Genomic DNA, 16,492 nt, shown 5'->3' with positions numbered 1-16,492 from the left:
TGGGCGGACGTCGGTCGCCGCCCTATGGGGCAGCCCGAACTTCGATGAATCGCATCTCGCCAGGCTTGAGCGCCATGGGGATGCCCGCGGCCAACTCGGCCCCCTTGGCCGCCTGCGACTTCCCCTCCTCCAGACTCACCTGGTAGGACGCCTCCGTGTGCACGGTAAACCACTCGGGAAACTGGTTGATGCGCGGGTAGTCAAGCGGCAGATGCATGTTCAGTTTGTGCCGCGGCCGATCGAAGACGACCCGGCCCTCCCAACCCTTGTCGGCGGCAAGGCTGACCAACAGCGTCTCCCCATCGCGAACCGCTCCGAATCGGACGTCCGCTCGCCACGGCTGCACCGTGACTCCCTGGGTCTTCCACAACGCGTACATGAGTGAAGTCCGCGCGGAGTTGCCGTCGCCGTGCCAGCCCTCGATGACCCCGTCGGGCTTCTGGAACGTCCACATCATCCGCGTCTGGCTGTCCGCCCAGTCGGCTGCAGAATCGACCGGCTCGCGGTTGAGAAGGCTGATGGCCCCCTCGATCGAGTCGGCAAAACCGTCGGCGCTGGTGTCGCCCCAGCAGGCCCCCACGTACTTGCCCTTGAGATTGACCAGGACCTTGCGGACCGCCTCACGATAGGCCTCCGTCTTGTCGATTAGATACACGGTGTAGAAACCGTCGTAATTGTAGCCCCAGGTATCGCACAGCTCCTTGCCGTGCTCACCCGTCTTGGGATTGAACCAGATGTAGAGCAGTCCATCGTCATTGCGACCCTTCTCGAGAATGCAGTCGAACATCTCGTGCAAGGACTTCTCGTAAGCAGCCTTCTTCTCGGGAAGGGCATGAGCGACCGCGACGTATAGCTCGGTCAGGCCATTGACGATCTCGCAGCCATGGTCGAACAGGCGAAGCTGCTTGAAATCGCGCGTGGGGTGATTCGTGCCCAGCAGGAAGTAGTCGCCGAGCCGGACGGCCCAGTCGAGATACTTGCGATCGCCGGTGAACCAGTACAACCGCGAGTTGGCCTGCAACAGATCACCGCACACTTCCAGGTTGAGCGTCGGTATCTTGCCGAACGGCGTATCGATTAAGGCGTTCTTCCAGATGTCATCAATGATCCCGATCATCCGTTCCGACCACGGGCTCGGCCCCAGCCATTCTGCGGTGAAGAGCAGGCCGTCCTTCACATACTCCGCCCCGTCGAAGACAAGAGCATCAAGATCGAGTTTCTCACGCCGCCATCCCTTCTTCGCAAAGTCATAGTCGTCCGGCAGCCGATCCACCCGGCAGGTCAGCCGCGTCTCGCTGTGGAGCATGTCCAGCAACCGGCCCTCCATCAACGGTCGGTCAGTGATCGATGCGGTCAACACCATGAACGGGTAGTTGTCCGCCCCGCAGTCGCGGCCGTTCCAGAATCTGCTCTGGGTCAGGTTCCTCGGAATGAGTCCGGTGGCGGGATCGGCATGGGCGAGCCAGCCGTCGATATACCGCCGGGAGCGGTAGAGCGCCTCATTGGCCAGCCGGCCGTTCTTGTCCGCCTGTCGGACAAGCCGCCGGCGCCGTTCGTCGCCGGATAGGGCGGCTGTCGCCGGCAGTTCTCGATCCCACACTTGGCGCATCTCCGGAAACGCCTCCGTGGCTTGCTCCGCGGGGCTCGGAGGCGTCAGCGACAACTTGGCCTTGTGTTTCGTTTGCCTGAGGTCCGGCCGGCTCGAGTCCGCCTCGGCCGCGGTGAGCCGCACTTCACTCAGGAAGGCCGGCCGCTGCTGCCCACGGGCAAACTCGATCTCGTATCGCTCGCCCTGAACCCCGACCGGCACGGGCACCCGAATCCACCGGAATCCCCAGTGGCCGCCGTCCTGAACCTGAACACGCTTGCCATTGACCAGAATCACCGCTTCACGCCAATCGCCCTTCCCGCCCCAGCTCAGTTCCAGGGCATCACCCGACCGCGGCTTGACATCCAAAACCAACCGCAACCCGGTCGTGCCAAGCCAGTAGTACGGCTTGTCATCAAGCCGCTCCGGGGCATCCAGGAACCGCGACCAGGCCACGGCCGCCTTCTCCACCGGCGGGATCTCGCGAACAACTCCCAACGCGGCCCGAAGCTTGGGAAAGAAGTCCCGGCCGTTGAAAACGTGCGGCCCGGAGTGGACCGTGAGCGTCACACTCGGTTCGGCATCGAACACCCGGTAGGCAGCACAGACCGCCTCCCACGCCTGGCGGCCAATGGCGACCGGAAAACCGCCCGGTGCCCGCTCCTGCTCACCCAGTTCGCAGACCAGGACTCGCGGTGCAACACAGGCGTAGATGTCGGAGAAATCGAAGTTCTCCTCGAGGCCGGGGAAGTTGTAGCACGGACAGTGCCCGTTCTTCATGTTGGCCACCGTGGTCAGCCACCCACTGCAGCAGGCGATCTTGACCCGCTCGTCCAACGCGGCCACATACATCGTCGTTTCGCCGCCAAGCGAGAGCCCGGCCACCGCAATGCGCTCCGCGTCCACCTCCGGCATCGTCACCAGGTAGTCAATGCAGCGCAACGCGTCCCACGTCCGTTCCCCCATCAAAGCCCAGTTGTCATGCTGCAGTTCATGCTGGCCAACGTCCGGAGCGATCACAACGTAACCCATCTCGATCAGCGCCCGGCCATACCAGTAGGGCCCCGAACCCTGAACGACCTGGGCCCCGCTGCCACCGTGCCCGTTGATCGCAACGACCGCCCCGACCTTGCCCTTGGGCTGAAGGGGCCGTGCCAGCCAGACGTGGGCCCGGCGGTCGGGCAGGGACTGCAGCGTCATCTCCTCCAGAACGTAGCCCCCCTCCAGCTTCTCGATCCGGCGTACCACCTTGGCATCGAGCGGCACCGCCGGCGGCTTGCCACCGCCCATCATCAAGGCAAACAGCTTCTGCCTGGCGGCCTGCTGCCACGTCTTGGCTTCCGCCGGCGATTTGGCGCTGAACCGCATCACCCGCACGGTGGCCGGCGCCTCGCCCCGGGCCCCGGGCAAGAGCACGATTCCATTGCAGATCATGACCAAGGTCATCACGGTTGACAGCGATCGGCCAACGTGAATCCGCAGCCGTCCCGAGGTCGAGTGTGAATGTGGGTTCATGAAGAGAAAAGGTATCGCCAGCCAGGACAGGGGTCAATTCGAAGCCGTCCGCAGCCTGTTGAACTGTGGACTGCGGCCACGGATCCCGCTCGAGCGGGCGCGCCGCTCACGACGCATGACCCCCGCTCCCGACCGCGCCCGCAGGCCCGTTGAGAGAATCCTCGAGAATTCTCACCCTTCGATTTGACTCGCGGCCTGACTACATGTATAGTCTATAGGTTGACTACATCAGTAGGCTGGACGCCTTTCCCGGCGTGCACGGCCGCCCAACCCCGGAGTCGGCGGCCGACCCGGGCCCAATCGCCGCACCACCGCGGCAGCGGCCCATCGCCGCCCAGGCTCAGCCAGGGAGCCGGTCATGAGTCAGTTCAACCTCGGGCAAGCTGAGTGGGAAATCCTCCGCTACGTCGCGGAGCGCCACCCAATCACCGTTCGCGAGGTGGCCGATCACGTGGCCGCCAGCACCGGCCAGGCCCGCACCACCGTCCTGACCGTCATGGAGCGGCTCCGAGCCAAGGGCTTCCTCGTTCGCCGCAAGAGCGGGGGGATCTACCGATACTCGCCCAAGAGGTCAGTGGCCGAAATGAGCCAGGGGCTCGTGCAGAGTTTCGTGGACAACATGCTCAACGGCGTATTGTCCCCGTTCCTCGCCTACCTCTCGCGCTCCGACAAGATCGGCGACAAGGAACTCGCAGAACTGAAGAAGCTGGTGCGAGATCTGGAGTCCAAACGCCACGAGGGCACAAAATGATCCCATCCTCCATTGAGCTCGACGTCGCGGCCCACGACTGGCTCACCGCCCTCTATCGCGCGTCCTGGCAGGGGGCTATCGGCATCGTCCTGGTCTGGTGCCTGTGCCGATGGGTCCACAGCATCCCCCCTTGGGCACGCTGCTGGATGTGGCGGCTCGTCCTGGTGAAGGTCCTTCTGGTCGCGCTCTCGCCGGGAACAATCGACCTGCCTTGGCTCCCGCAACCACGGGTTGAACCGCCAGCCGTTGCCCAGGCTACGCCCCCTGCCCAGCCAACGGTTGCGGCACAAGCTCCCCCCTTGCAACCGGCCACCGAGGACAATCCGACCACCACCCCCTCAGATGCGGCCACCGACGCCTACCCCCCTCTTCCGGCTTCCGATCAAACCAACCTGATCCGCGGCATCTTGGTCGCACTGTGGGCACTAGGCGTGGCCGGTGCCGCCACCGTTCTGCTGGCCCGGGTCAGAGCCGCCCGGCGATGGCGAAAAGGATGCCTGCTCGTCAAAGACGCGAGCATCCTGAGCCTTTGCGAGAAGCTGGCCGGCGAGCTGGGTCTGTCCAACCCGCCACTGTTGCTCATCGGAGACGCTTGCGAAAGCCCAATCGTCTTCGGGGCCCTTCGAACAAGCGTCGTGCTGCCCGCCTCTCTCGTCCGCGACGCCGGTCCGGAGCGGCTGCAAATGATCCTTCGCCACGAGATGGCCCACATCCGCCGCGGCGATCTGGTGTGGAACTGGGTGGCCACCGCCATTTGGGGCATCTTCTTCTTCCACCCGCTGGTGTGGATCGCCTTGCGCGAATTGCGGTTGAACCAGGAACTGGCCTGCGACGCCTGCGCGCTGGCCCACACGGATGCATCGCTCGCCGACTACGGCACATTGCTGGTCGAACTGGCAGATCGCAACCGAGCGTCGCCGAACCTCCTGGTGACCGTTGGCGTCGTGGAGTCATTCGAGTTCCTGAAACGGAGACTGAAGGCCATGAGAGAACTGCACGATCACTCCCGCTGGATGAACCCCCTTTCCATTTCGCTGCTCATCGTCGCCCTCGTCGGACTTTTGCCGTGGCGACTCGTGGCCCAGCCCCCCAGGGCCGAGAACGGCATGATCGCCACAGCCGCGGCATCGAAAAAACCGGCCGTCCGCGACCAGGAGAAGGACCTTCCGGCTGACGACCAGACCCACCGCGATGCTCTGGCTACCATCTCGGCCGGCAAGTACAAGATCAACGTCGATGCAGTACGCTGGGTGGCAGGGAAGGAGATCGCGATGGTCGACACCGGGTTCCCCTTCGAGATGAACCTCGAAACCAGGGAAGATCACCGCTCCGGGCCTGGTTTTGACACCCGAACCATGACCCGTACCGGTGGCGGCGGATTCGGCGGGTCCTTCTACCGCCCCAACCTGGTCGTGGATCTGCGCGTCGAGGGACCCAAGGGGCAGGGAAATCAGCTTCTCTGCGCCGTGGTGGGCAAGGTCCAGGCCAGCGACGATCGCGGCGGCAAGCTGGACTCGCCGGAGACACCGTCGTCCCTGAAACTAGAACTGTCCGGCGTCGACTACCCCCGAGGAAGCGGGTGTGCGGCCGTCCACCTGAACATCGCGGATAGGAACGTTGAGAGGATCAGGCTGCTCGACGGCAAGCTGCTCGTCGCAGACGCGCGAGTGCGGACCACGGTGTTCAAGCAGGACGAGATCGATCGGAAGCCCACCCACCGACTCAAAGGCGCGGCGGTTCGTCTGGACGACGTTGCCAGCTCGGACGACGGCGTCACGGTCGCCTTGAGTGTCTCCTCGCTGGAGGGAGCTGGAGCACGCGGCAATTCCTTCGAAGCCATGGGCAGCACTGCCCCTCGGGTGCGCGTAGTTCTTGAAGACGGCAAAGGGAATGAATACTCTCCCCAAGGCTTTGGGGCCGGCACCACCGGCGGCGGCAGCGGCGGCGGCTGGGCTCGTGGCGGCGGGTGGACCAGCGGCGGCGCAGGCATGGGCGGCGGACGCCCGTCGAATTCGTTCAGCTTCTCCAGCCGCAGCGGGGGAGACCCTGCCCGCAGCGGTCCTGTGACGACGTCGCAGACCTTCACCTTCTCCCCGCTCCCAGAAGGCGTCGGTATCAAGAAAATCACCTGCACAATAACCGAGCTGGTCGGCAAGCCTCAGGGCATCGCCTTCAAGTTCCACGATTTGCCCGTGCCGTAACAACGTTACCAGCAAAGACTCTTCCGCGGCGTCGGTTCCCGACGATCCACATGGGAGCCCACGACCCGGAAGCCACGCTCTCCCTCAGGTACTCTTCAGCGAGAACGGGTTGAAGTCCGTGTGCCAGTCGTAGTAGTCCTCGTTCTCAGCCCGCTTCAGAAACGCCACGACCGCGTAGGTCACCGGGGTGAGCAGCGCTTCCACGCTCACCTTGAAGATGCAGTTGAACGCGATGACCTTCAGGATCGTCTCCGCCTCCCATAGCCCCAGGAACGCGAGCGGGTAGAATATCGTGCTGTCCACCGCCTGGCCGGCCAGCGTCGAGGTGATCGTGCGACTCCACAACCATCGGCCTCTGGTCAGCAACTTCATCTTGGCCATGACGTACGAGTTGGTGAAGTCACCAGCCCAGTAAGCCAGCATCGACGCCAACACGATCCGCCAGGTGTTGCCGAACACCAGTTCCAGCGCCGGCTGGATCTGACGGTTGAACGGAACCGCCGGGTCCGGCGGCATCCGCACTACGGCCAGACCCATCAGCCCCGCAAAGGCCAGGGCGACGAAGCCGGCCCAGATCACCTTCCGGGTCCGTGAATAGCCGTAAACCTCGGTCAGCACATCGCCGAAAATGTAACTGATCGGAAAGAACAGATTGCCCGCCCCGAAAGTGACTCCCCACACAATGCAGGCCTTGCCCGGTCCGATCAGGTTCGAGCACAGCAGGACCGTCACGAAGGCGGCCATGACCAGGTCGTAATACTTGTAGCTCCGGCCGGCGGCTTCGGACCTGAGAACTGCATCTTCTGTCGGTATCATGTCCCGGGTTTCCCTCGGATCTGCGGCCTCATGACAAACTCGCGATCGACCCACCCGGCACCGGCGGCGCGAGGTTAAGTGCATCCCCGGTTCGTGTCAAAGCCGTCGTTCTCGTTGTCCCTGCGATCCGCCATTCCGAGTCCTGGGTGCAAGGCCGGCCCTGTGGTCCCATTCCGTCGATGCGACATCTTAGTGCGCCGAAAAACCGGGAGCAGGTTCACTGACATGACTCCCAGACGGACCAAGCCCGGACGGACATCGGGTCTATGGGTTGCGGCGATCACCGGCGTCCTCGGAGGCGGCTTCAGCGACCTTCTCCACCGAAGCCGTCTCCCCAAGCCGGTCGATTGCAACTGGTTCATCGTGATCGGCTTCCTCCCCTCCATAACGCCAGTGGCCCCACTCAGGCTGCCCGCGGTCTCTCCATCGCCACCAACCTTGCCGCGGACCCAATCCGCGTATCCTCCGTCCTCCACTTACACTCCCACCTTCCATGTGCGATAATCCCGGCGGAGCCATACGATGACGATGACCGCTCTTGTGCTCTTGCTGATGACGACAGTCATCGCCGCACCGCGCCCCGGCTTGACCGAGGTCAAACTGGACTGCCCGGTGTGCAAACAGGTCTTCAACGCCCTCTTCTGCCCGGAAGGCGATACGCGGGGGGGAATCGACCGCGACCTGTTCGCCCACGCGCTCGGGCCGGAACCGGTCTACTACCGCATCGCCACCTGCCCCAAGTGCGGCTACAGCGGTTACTCGACCGACTTCGATCCCAAGACCGCTATCCCGCCCGACGTGCGCGACAAGATCCTCAAAAAGCCGCGCTTGACCCTGCCCAAAGGCTTTGGGCCCGAGAGCGAGCCCCGGGATCTGGACGCCGCCGATCGATATGCCTTAGCCATCACATGCTACCAGTACCGCCGGCAATCCAAGGAAGCCCTGGCGTGGCTGAACCTGCGAGCAGCCTGGGTCGCTCGGGACGAGGGCTCCCTGCTGCCCCCCGAAGATCGCCTGGTGCGGGTCATGAAGTTCATCGAACGCTGGCGGCCGCCGCTGCCAGCGGGCGGCAACCAGGTGGACGTCGAAATGCGAACCGCCACCCGGGTCGCCGAGGCCATCGCCAGCGGCCGGTTCAACCGCTTCCAGAAACCTTACGTGGAACTCGCCCTGGCCCTGATCCTTCGCCGACATGGCGAGCACACCCAAGCCGTGCCGATGCTCGACGCCCTCGTCACCTACCAAGCCTTCCCCGAATCGTTGCGCACGGCCATCAAGCGAATGCGAGACTCGATCGACCTGGAACGCCGCTACCAAACCGCCGCCCTTGAGTGTTTCGAGGCGGCGGTGACGTCAAAACAGATCAGCCCCGCGAACCACGCCCCCGCCTGCTACCTTCTGGGCGAGCTCAATCGCAGGCTGGGCCACGAAGAAGCGGCCATCTCCTGGTACGACCGGGCGACCCAGGACAACACCCTGCCCGGGAACCTCAAAACCTGGGCACAAGAGCAGCGCGCTTGGTGCGCATCGGGACGGTAGGGGCGAACCCAGATGGGTCATGAGTCATGCGAGCCCTGCTATGCCTCCCCTGCGATCCGCGAGCGTCAGGTTCTCATGCGAGGCGTCAAGCATCTCTTCGGCTTCGGCAAGCCGCCGATATCCGGGTGGTCCCGTTCCTGCCACGGCAGCAGACTCTCGCCGGTGACCTCGCTTCCACCGGCCACTGCCGGTCAAGCACCTGAGCTCGGTCCCGGCATTGACCCCACCTGCCCACCCAGATACGCTGAAGAACAGATGGATGTGGATCGCAATGCCCCTGATGTCTCCGCGACGAGTTTCAGAATGGCTCGGCCCGCGAAGCACCCCCTCGGGCCCTTGGTCGTGACGGCCCGTGTGGATTCCCCCGTCTGGGGACGGGTTTACGCCGCAGGTGTCACCGCCTTCGCCGTGGCCGCCCTGGTCGTGGCCGCCCGACTGACACCGGACGATAGCCATATGGGCACCCATCGCCAACTGGGCTTGCCTCCCTGCGGCTTCGTGGCTATCACCGGATTGCCCTGCCCGACCTGCGGGATGACAACGGCCTTCGTTTGCGTCACCCACGGACAGCTGCGAGCCGCCCTGCGAGCCCAGGTCGCAGGGGCGCTGCTGGCCATCGGAACCGCCATCGTCGGCCTGGCGGCAGCCTTCTGCATGATGACCGGACGATATCCGACCCTGAACTGGTATCGAGTCGACGCCGCACGGCTGGTATACTGGGTGGCCCTGATGCTGGTGGCCGCCTGGGGCCTGACTATCGCCCTCGGCCTGCTGGATGGCTCGCTACCGGTGCGATGGCCAGAAGGTTAGAATAACGCCGCCCGGGCTACGCCCGCTTCCCCCACCACGGGGGTAGCTAGCCCCCGGAACAAGGCTCGATCACCGTTGGCCGGCGCCCGCGCCCCGAACTCGCCGGGGGAAGCCCGCCAAGGCCAGACAAACGTTGCCGCCTGCCCCGCGGACAGGCAACACCAACAAGAGGAGACGTACACTGCACATGCCTAGGCCCAACCGAAGCTCGGTCAACCCGCGGCTGTCCTGCTTGGCGGCCATGTCCTTCTGCATCCCCGTGGTGTGTGGCTGCAGCGTCTTCAAGGCAATCGCGATTGCCAGCGGGGAGAAAACCGAGAAAGTCGATGCCGAATTCAGCCGGCTGCCGGCCAAGAAGACGCTCATCTACGTCTGGGCCCCGATCGAGATCAAGTGGGACTACCCCCATATCCGCCTTGAGCTGGCTAAGCATCTGGCCGCCTATCTCAAGACCAACGTCAAGGACTTCGAGACGGTGGAGCCGGAGGCGGTCGAAAAATACCTCGAGAAGAGCCGCAGCCCCGAGGTCGATCCGGTCGAACTGGGCAAGCATTTCCAGGTGGACGTGGTCATCCACCTCTCCCTGTACCAGTTCTCCCTGCGCGATCCGGGCATGGCCCACTTCTACCGCGGGCGAATGTACTCCTCGGTGGAAGTCCACGACCTGACCAAGGGCGATCCGGCCGAACGTATTCCTCTCCGCGAGGTGAAGGTGGTCTGCCCGGAAGAGAAGGAAATCGGCTTCACCAACGTCCGGGCCGACCAGGTCCGCCAGCGGACGTATGAGATGTTCACCGCGGAAGTCGGCAAGAAGTTCCACGAATACGAGCGCCAGCTCGATTAGGCCGAGCGAGGGTGGTCCTGTGTTTGAAGTGCAGCGTGGCCCGTCTTCAGGCAAGCCGAGCAGAGCGACCCCCTCCGGGTACCCGCTGCCGTCGTACGTCACCGAGGGTCAAGGCATGCCCAGATCATCATCATCTTGCCCCCCTGGCTCGGTCTTCCGCATCCTGATGCTGCCCATGGTGGCCGGTCTCCTGGCCGCCGTCAGTTGCGCGGGCCAGCAGGCGGGAGCATTCTGGTACACGCTCGGAGTGGTCAAACCCCCCAAGAAGGCGGTCAGCTACGAGCTGCCCAGGAAACCCGTGCTCATCCTGGTGGACGACGATCGAGACCTGGCTCAGCCGCGCCAGATCTGCGACCTGCTCGTCGACGCCTTGGCCCAGGAGCTTCGCGAGCAGGACCTCGTGGACCGGGTGACGACCAACGAGGAACTCGCCAAGGTACGCCAGAGCGAGCCGAATTTCGACAAGCGCGGGGCCCGCGAGGTCGGCCGGCTGGTCAAGGCCGATATCGTGATCTGGCTGAACATCAGCCGGTATTCCCTGCCCGACGAGCTGGATTGGTCTGGAGTGCCCGCCTACTTCGGCGCGTCCGTCAAGATCGTCAACGCTCAGGCCGAGCGACGCGACGACGTACGCCTCTGGCCGACGACGACCGAGGGCAAAATCGTCGAGGTCGAAGTCTCCCCCCACAATATCCGCCGCTGCAAGACCGTCAAGGAAGCCCAGCAAGTCATGGCCGAGTCTCTGGCCACCGAGATCGCACGACTCTTCTACGAATACCAAGAGGAGAGCTGAGCGAACGACCGGGCGGCCGGGAGCCGGTTGCGTTGTCGCGCCGCGTTGCCTGCGGCGAGTTGGCGGACGGATGGCTGGCGTTGTCACCATCCCAGCGGTCAGATTACAATAGGCTCCGACCTCCTCTGCCCCGCTCCGGCGCGCTGGGGAGGGGAGTTGGAGCTTGTTCCTTGGTTGTCGCCCGCACTACCTCAGACTGCATGAGGCTGCTGGAACTGACCGCGCCGGCGTCGGCAGAGGACATCCGTCGGGCATATCGAACGCTGGCCCGGCGGATGCACCCTGACCGTCATCCAGGCGACGACCAGGCTCGCCGCCGCTTCATCGTCTTGGCCAACGCCTATCGAACCCTCATGCGACAGTCTCGCCGGATCGACCCGGGGTGGCGGCTGGGCGAATGCAGGCGGTGCGGCCACGTCGGCGAGGTCGTCCTCGATCACGACCGACGACCACTCTGCCTGTCATGCGTCGCTCGACGGATGTCGGCCCGCGACTGCATGAACCTCCTCGGCCTGCGCGACCCCGTCGCCGTCGAGGACGTGAAACACGCCTACCGGCGCCTGGCTCTGAGAATGCACCCGGATAAACACCGCGGGGAGGAGCATGCCCGCCGGCGGTTCGTCCTGATCTCAAACGCCTACCGGATCCTCATGCGCTCGGCACGGGCCGTTCATCAGGGTCGCAGCGTCGGTGAATGCTCAGCCTGTGGGGAATTCGGCGAGGTGATGATCGGGCTCAACGGCCGCCCCCGCTGCCCCCGCTGCATCTTCCGGCCCGAGGGCGGACACCTTCTCCCCATGCCTCCTCTGGTGGTCGTCAAGTGCGTCGGCGCCATCGTCCTGCTGATTGCGACCGTGTACCTCCTCGGCGGCGCTATGTTCGTTGAGTCAGACCAGGTGGCCGGCCGGTACGCCGTGGGCGCGTTGATCGCAGGACTGCTCACCTTGGCAGCCCTCGCCGTCACCAGCATCAGTATCGTGCACTGCGTGACACCTCACGAGCGCTACCGGCAGGCGAGCTACCGCACCGCGGAAGATATCGCCAGAGCCTCGATCGGTTCGAAGAACGGCAAACCGGCCGATTGACCAAACATGCAGACGATGGGAAAGCCCCTTCATGGCCGTGCCCTTGCTCGCCACCGGCCCTCAAGCTACATTGCCGACATCATCACTGACTCAGGAGAAACACATGCCCCGCGTTCCTTCAAACACAATCGTGCGGTGGTCGACCGTCCTGGCTCTGGCGACATGGACCTCATTGGCCGGGTGTGCGGGCCCGCAGGCCCTCCCCCACGCGGGGCGAACAACCCTGCAGAAGGAGCAACTCACCAAGCCGGGTAGGTTCGGAACCGCCGACCAGCGGGCGGCGGCCGATACACGCCGCGCCTTCTTCGATTTCTGGAACGAGGAAATCATCCGCCAGGACATCGCCGTCGGCACCGTGTTCATGGGCGATTCGATCACCGAGTTCTGGGAACTGGCCGCGTACTTCTGGCCGAGCAGCGGCGTCATCCTGAATCGCGGCATCAGCGGCGATCTCGCCGTCAACATGGACAGGCGGTTCGATGCGGATGTGATTCAGCTCCGCCCGCGAAACGTCGTCATCTTGGCCGGCACCAACGATGTGGCCCGCATGCTGGAGGCGAAAAAGAGCGACGAGGAAATCGTCCATACCGTGGTCAGAGCGGTCGAGTCGATGATGGACAAGGCCCGCGGGGCGGGGGTGAACGCCCTCGTCTGCTCGATCGTGCCCACGAACCCGGACACCCGCGACTATCCAGGCAAGGCTCGCCTGCTGCCGCAAATCAACGAGCAGATCAAGGCGACGACCGCCGCCAAAGGGTGCGTCTACGTGGACTACTGGAACAGAATGCGCGACCCGAACGGCGCCCTGCTCAAGACCCTCGCCCGCGACGGCCTGCACCCCCACTACGCAGGATACGAGATCATGGCTGCTACCCTCCAGGAAGCGGCTAAGACCCACGGCCTGAGGCTGTAATCCGACCCCGTACCCTTCTCCCTGCGGCGGAACGCCGACCAAGCCTCCCCGCGGCCGCCCGGCCAAGGCCAACACTCCGGCAGCCCCCCCGAGCGCGCCCACAAGCCCCCGGCTTCCTCCCTCGACCGCTTGACAGCCGCGGACGCGTTCATTAGACTAGTCTGGTAGTACTTCGTATTACGAGGGCGGCATGACGCGGCGCAGGCTTGCGATCGGAACCTTGTGTTGCTGGTTGGGTGCGACCAGCGGGCTGATGCTCGCGCTCCACCTGGCCCACGAGCACGACGGCCACGACCAAGACTCCTGCACCGTCTGCCAGGCCCTGCTGGGCAATAAGGCCTCGGCCCCCCAAAGCGAGGGGGTGGTGGCATTTCATGCACCACTGCTCCAGAAGGAGCCCCGGCCGCCTACCCAGCGGTTCGCCGCCCCCGATCCTCCCCGCCCGATCGCGTCCCGGGCGCCTCCCACCCGCTGACTCCCCAGAGCCCGAACAAACCGTCCACAGCGTCGATTCCGTCGGAAGACCGGTCCCCCCGCCTTCACGGCTGCGAGCCCGAGGCCGAACAACCGGTCGCTCCGGCTGCCAACATGGTAACCAGAACCATGAATCCGCACCGCGGCCGGCGGCTAGGCGGCCCGGTTCAAACAACAGGAGGTCCGTCCCATGCGGCGACGAGGCTTCACCTTGATCGAGGTGCTGGTGGTGGTGGCGATCATCGCCCTGCTCCTGGCTGTCCTGCTGCCTTCCCTGACCAAGGCCCGGCAATCGGCCAGGCGAACCCTGTGCCTGAGCAACATCAAGGGCATGGAAACCGCCCATTGGCTGTACATGACCGCCAACAACGGATACCTGATTCGCGTGGGGCTCATGCACGGCGTCCATGACGACAAGAGCGAGGTCGCCTGGATCAAGAGCCTCCAACAGATCTACAAAGACCGGCTCACGGCTCGGTCCCCCGTGGATCAGAGTCCCCACTGGCCAAAAACGGAGGGCGGACAAGGAATTCCGGTGGACGGCAAACGCGGCTATCCGTTCCGCCGAACCAGCTACGGGGTGAACAACTTCCTTGATGTGGATACGGTGCCCGATCTGACCGGACGGCATGTGACCTGGGAGCGGATCGAGAAAATCCCCGCTCCCTCCTCCATCGTCCACTTCCTCTACATGGTGGAGGAATGCGATCCCGCAAACCCCTACTACCACGCCGGCGAGTGCCTGGCCGCCTCCGACCATCCGCACGTGGAAGAGTGGGCCGATGCCGGTGATCCGCCAGTCATGGCGGCGACCCAACTCGAGATCCAGGCCCACGGTGGACCCAAGTGGTCCAGGGAATCGGTCTCCAACTACGGATTCCTCGACGGGCACGCCGAAAGCCTGCAGTTCCAGAAAGTATATCGAGATATGGAACGGAATAAGTTCGATCCCGGCTTGCGGATCAACTACCAGAATCGGTGACCCCAGATCCGACATTCGTTCGGTGTCGATCGATCCAATGCGCCAGAACGTTCTGTTGATCAGACATGACAGGGAGAATACTCGAATGCGATACACAGGCCTCATCGCCAGTTGTCTCGCCCTCGCGGCGGCTTGCAGCGTCGCGCGGGCCGCTCACTTGGACGCCCGACCCTATGTGGCCGACGGCAAAGTGATGATCGGCGCGGCTCAACTGCTGGGCGGCCAGGTCCTGCCGACCGCTGATCACCATCGTGTCTTCGGTGCGGAGCTGGGCGAGGATGATCCCGATCAGCCCTTCATGACCGAGGATCCCGGATTCCTCGCTGAACCCGGTGCTTTTCCGGAAGGGGCAGGCGAGCTCCTCGGATTCATGCTTCTCGACGGCCTGAAGTGCTGGACGGGGACGGGGTTCGGGAAGGTCCCGGCCGGCGAGTCCCTCCAGATCAGCCGGGGCTCGCAGTCGGTGACCGTCGCGGACGGCCCGGTCAACGGCTACTTCTTCGCGATCATCGGCCCCGACGACGGCCTTGATGACTGCCTCGCACTGAATCACCTGGGCGCCCGGGTGGCCATGGATCGTCCCCCGGCAGATCTCGATTTCGACCGCCGCGTTGCCCGCTCCGACTTCAACGCCCTGGCCGCTTGCTTCACCGGTCCGAGCCTGCCCTGGATAGACCCGTGCTGCCGGATCGCCGACCTCGACAGCGACGGCGATGTGGATCAGTCCGACTTCGGCCTGCTCCAACGCTGCTTCAGCGGCGAATCCTCGGCCGCCCCCCAACGCCGGCCGTAGCATCCACCGCCAAGTGCCTTCCGCCGGCCGAGCCAGTACAATGCCCAGCCTCGCACTCGACAGATTGTTGAGCGCCGCGAACACCGGTTGCCCAAAGGGAGAGCAAAAGCGTGAAGCCTGCCCGTGGGGCCAAGGAACAGTCTCGCCGTGACCTGCTGAGCCAGGCGGGCCTGGCTGCCATCATCCTGGCGGCCGGCGGCCCCCTGAACAGAGTCTCCGCCCACACCGCTCCCGCTCAGAGCCGCGTCCGAACCCTGCGGCTGGTTCATGTGACCGACATCCACGTCAAGCCGGAACTGCACGCCGCACAAGGTATGGCCGCCTGCCTGCGTCACGCTCAGCAACACGCCCGCCCCGACCTCGTCCTCAACACCGGCGACACCATCTATGATTCAATGGCCGCCGAGCTATCTACTGTCCACTCGCTCTGGAATCTCTCCCTGAAAGTGTGGAAGGACGAGTGCAGCATCCCGGTCGAGCATGCCATCGGTAACCACGATATCTGGGGCATCGACAAAGCCCAGAGCAAGACAACCGGCCGGGAGCCCCTCTACGGCAAGAAGTGGATCATGTCGCTGTACGGATGGGAAAAGCCGTACCGCAGCTTCGACCGGGGCGGTTGGCACTTCATCGCCCTCGACAGCGTGTCGCCAGGAGAGGGCAAGTACACCGGCCAAATCGACCAGGAGCAGTTCGCATGGCTGGAAAGCGACCTGGCCAAGGTCAACCCGACCACCCCCATCCTGCTCTTCAGCCACATCCCGCTGCTGTCCGCCGCAGCCTTCTTCGTGTCCGAGGCAGAAAAAACCGGCAACTGGCAGATCCCGGCCTCCGTCATGCTCATCGATGCCCGGCGAATGAAGAACCTGTTCCTCAAGTACCCGAACGTCAAGCTGTGCCTCAGCGGCCACCTGCACCTCGTGGACCGCGTCGAGTACCTCGGCGTCACCTACCTGTGCCACGGGGCAGTGTGCGGCCGCTGGTGGAAAGGCAAGTTCCAGGAGTGCCATCCCGGATACGGCGTCGTCGACCTGTACAGTGACGGGACCTTCGAGAACAGGTACGTCGCCTGGGGCTGGAAGAAGCAGAAGTGATCCGCCAGACCAGATCGGCCAGCGACCGCTTCCCCCAACGTCGACCAGCATCCCTCGTCGTTCCCTCCGTCGCTGCAGCCCGCCCGCAGACCAGCCTTCACGTCCCCGCGCGGTCGGGCTTGGTGATGAGCTTGGCTCGCTCGGCCACCGCCGGCAAGGGCTGGTGCTTGTAGCCGCCGGGCGAGCTCTGATACCAGTAGTAGACCACGGCGTAATCGACCCAGCCACCACCCTTCGCGATGGCTTCTTCCCACTTCGGGCCGAACTTCTTGTTGCCAAACATCTGCTTCTCCT

At 64.3% G+C, this 16,492-nt stretch carries 15 protein-coding genes; 12 read left to right on the top strand and 3 right to left on the bottom strand.

Features of this window, described 5'->3' with window-relative positions; translation table 11 throughout:
- Positions 1-22: 22 nt before the first annotated feature.
- Positions 23-3,022, bottom strand: coding sequence for an acetylxylan esterase (locus KA354_20695; GenBank protein ID MBP7937070.1), 3,000 nt, complete (start codon positions 3,020-3,022; stop codon positions 23-25).
- A gap of 439 nt (positions 3,023-3,461) precedes the next feature.
- Between KA354_20695 and KA354_20690 the strand changes: the two genes are divergently transcribed.
- Positions 3,462-3,854, top strand: coding sequence for a BlaI/MecI/CopY family transcriptional regulator (locus KA354_20690; GenBank protein MBP7937069.1), 393 nt, complete (start codon positions 3,462-3,464; stop codon positions 3,852-3,854).
- Entirely contained in the window at positions 3,851-6,055 is a 2,205-nt protein-coding gene (locus KA354_20685) for a hypothetical protein (GenBank protein MBP7937068.1), read from the top strand. Before KA354_20690 ends, KA354_20685 begins: the two co-directional genes overlap by 4 nt.
- A gap of 84 nt (positions 6,056-6,139) precedes the next feature.
- On the opposite strand, the gene KA354_20680 is transcribed toward KA354_20685, so the two are convergent.
- On the bottom strand, positions 6,140-6,871 hold the full coding sequence (locus KA354_20680; protein ID MBP7937067.1) for a queuosine precursor transporter: 732 nt from the start codon (positions 6,869-6,871) through the stop codon (positions 6,140-6,142).
- A gap of 522 nt (positions 6,872-7,393) precedes the next feature.
- On the opposite strand from KA354_20680, the gene KA354_20675 reads away from it, so the two are divergent.
- The 10 genes from KA354_20675 (at position 7,394) to KA354_20630 (ending at position 16,198) form a co-directional block, all read left to right on the top strand.
- Positions 7,394-8,410, top strand: a complete 1,017-nt coding sequence (locus KA354_20675) for a DUF2225 domain-containing protein (GenBank protein ID MBP7937066.1) — start codon at positions 7,394-7,396, stop codon at positions 8,408-8,410.
- A 303-nt stretch (positions 8,411-8,713) separates the two neighbouring features.
- The gene (locus KA354_20670) at positions 8,714-9,220 is read left to right on the top strand and encodes a DUF2752 domain-containing protein (GenBank protein ID MBP7937065.1); all 507 of its coding nucleotides are present in this window, start codon (positions 8,714-8,716) and stop codon (positions 9,218-9,220) included.
- Between the two features lie 187 nt (positions 9,221-9,407).
- A complete protein-coding gene (locus KA354_20665) occupies positions 9,408-10,064 on the top strand; it encodes a hypothetical protein (protein ID MBP7937064.1) in 657 nt (218 codons plus the stop codon).
- 115 nt (positions 10,065-10,179) lie between these two features.
- Positions 10,180-10,857 carry a hypothetical protein gene (locus tag KA354_20660; protein ID MBP7937063.1) on the top strand — a complete coding sequence of 226 codons (678 nt, stop codon included), beginning with the start codon at positions 10,180-10,182 and terminating at the stop codon, positions 10,855-10,857.
- A 170-nt stretch (positions 10,858-11,027) separates the two neighbouring features.
- The gene (locus KA354_20655; protein MBP7937062.1) at positions 11,028-11,942 is read left to right on the top strand and encodes a DnaJ domain-containing protein; all 915 of its coding nucleotides are present in this window, start codon (positions 11,028-11,030) and stop codon (positions 11,940-11,942) included.
- 103 nt (positions 11,943-12,045) lie between these two features.
- Complete coding sequence (locus KA354_20650; GenBank protein ID MBP7937061.1) at positions 12,046-12,855, top strand: G-D-S-L family lipolytic protein; 810 nt, start codon at positions 12,046-12,048, stop codon at positions 12,853-12,855.
- 190 nt (positions 12,856-13,045) lie between these two features.
- Positions 13,046-13,330, top strand: coding sequence for a hypothetical protein (locus KA354_20645; protein ID MBP7937060.1), 285 nt, complete (start codon positions 13,046-13,048; stop codon positions 13,328-13,330).
- Between the two features lie 189 nt (positions 13,331-13,519).
- Positions 13,520-14,311, top strand: coding sequence for a prepilin-type N-terminal cleavage/methylation domain-containing protein (locus tag KA354_20640; protein ID MBP7937059.1), 792 nt, complete (start codon positions 13,520-13,522; stop codon positions 14,309-14,311).
- A gap of 85 nt (positions 14,312-14,396) precedes the next feature.
- A complete protein-coding gene (locus KA354_20635; protein MBP7937058.1) occupies positions 14,397-15,104 on the top strand; it encodes a hypothetical protein in 708 nt (235 codons plus the stop codon).
- 110 nt (positions 15,105-15,214) lie between these two features.
- Positions 15,215-16,198 carry a metallophosphoesterase gene (locus KA354_20630; protein MBP7937057.1) on the top strand — a complete coding sequence of 328 codons (984 nt, stop codon included), beginning with the start codon at positions 15,215-15,217 and terminating at the stop codon, positions 16,196-16,198.
- Positions 16,199-16,295: 97 nt separating this feature from the next.
- Here KA354_20630 and KA354_20625 read toward each other — a convergent pair.
- On the bottom strand, positions 16,296-16,492 hold a 197-nt coding region (locus tag KA354_20625; GenBank protein MBP7937056.1), incomplete at its 5' end, for a hypothetical protein.

Source organism: Phycisphaerae bacterium (assembly GCA_018003015.1).
GTDB lineage: Bacteria > Planctomycetota > Phycisphaerae > UBA1845 > PWPN01 > JAGNEZ01.
This window is presented reverse-complemented; position numbering and strand designations above follow the sequence as displayed.

Bases quoted from the DNA above. Each gene is read 5' to 3' on its own strand.
- KA354_20665 (MBP7937064.1), top strand. From the start codon at position 9,408: ATGCCTAGGCCCAACCGAAGCTCGGTCAACCCGCGGCTGTCCTGCTTG.
- KA354_20645 (MBP7937060.1), top strand. From the start codon at position 13,046: ATGACGCGGCGCAGGCTTGCGATCGGAACCTTGTGTTGCTGGTTGGGT.
- KA354_20685 (MBP7937068.1), top strand. From the start codon at position 3,851: ATGATCCCATCCTCCATTGAGCTCGACGTCGCGGCCCACGACTGGCTC.
- KA354_20660 (MBP7937063.1), top strand. From the start codon at position 10,180: ATGCCCAGATCATCATCATCTTGCCCCCCTGGCTCGGTCTTCCGCATC.
- KA354_20650 (MBP7937061.1), top strand. From the start codon at position 12,046: ATGCCCCGCGTTCCTTCAAACACAATCGTGCGGTGGTCGACCGTCCTG.
- KA354_20695 (MBP7937070.1), bottom strand. From the start codon at position 3,022: ATGATCTGCAATGGAATCGTGCTCTTGCCCGGGGCCCGGGGCGAGGCG.
- KA354_20680 (MBP7937067.1), bottom strand. From the start codon at position 6,871: ATGATACCGACAGAAGATGCAGTTCTCAGGTCCGAAGCCGCCGGCCGG.
- KA354_20670 (MBP7937065.1), top strand. From the start codon at position 8,714: ATGGCTCGGCCCGCGAAGCACCCCCTCGGGCCCTTGGTCGTGACGGCC.
- KA354_20675 (MBP7937066.1), top strand. From the start codon at position 7,394: ATGACGATGACCGCTCTTGTGCTCTTGCTGATGACGACAGTCATCGCC.
- KA354_20690 (MBP7937069.1), top strand. From the start codon at position 3,462: ATGAGTCAGTTCAACCTCGGGCAAGCTGAGTGGGAAATCCTCCGCTAC.
- KA354_20640 (MBP7937059.1), top strand. From the start codon at position 13,520: ATGCGGCGACGAGGCTTCACCTTGATCGAGGTGCTGGTGGTGGTGGCG.
- KA354_20635 (MBP7937058.1), top strand. From the start codon at position 14,397: ATGCGATACACAGGCCTCATCGCCAGTTGTCTCGCCCTCGCGGCGGCT.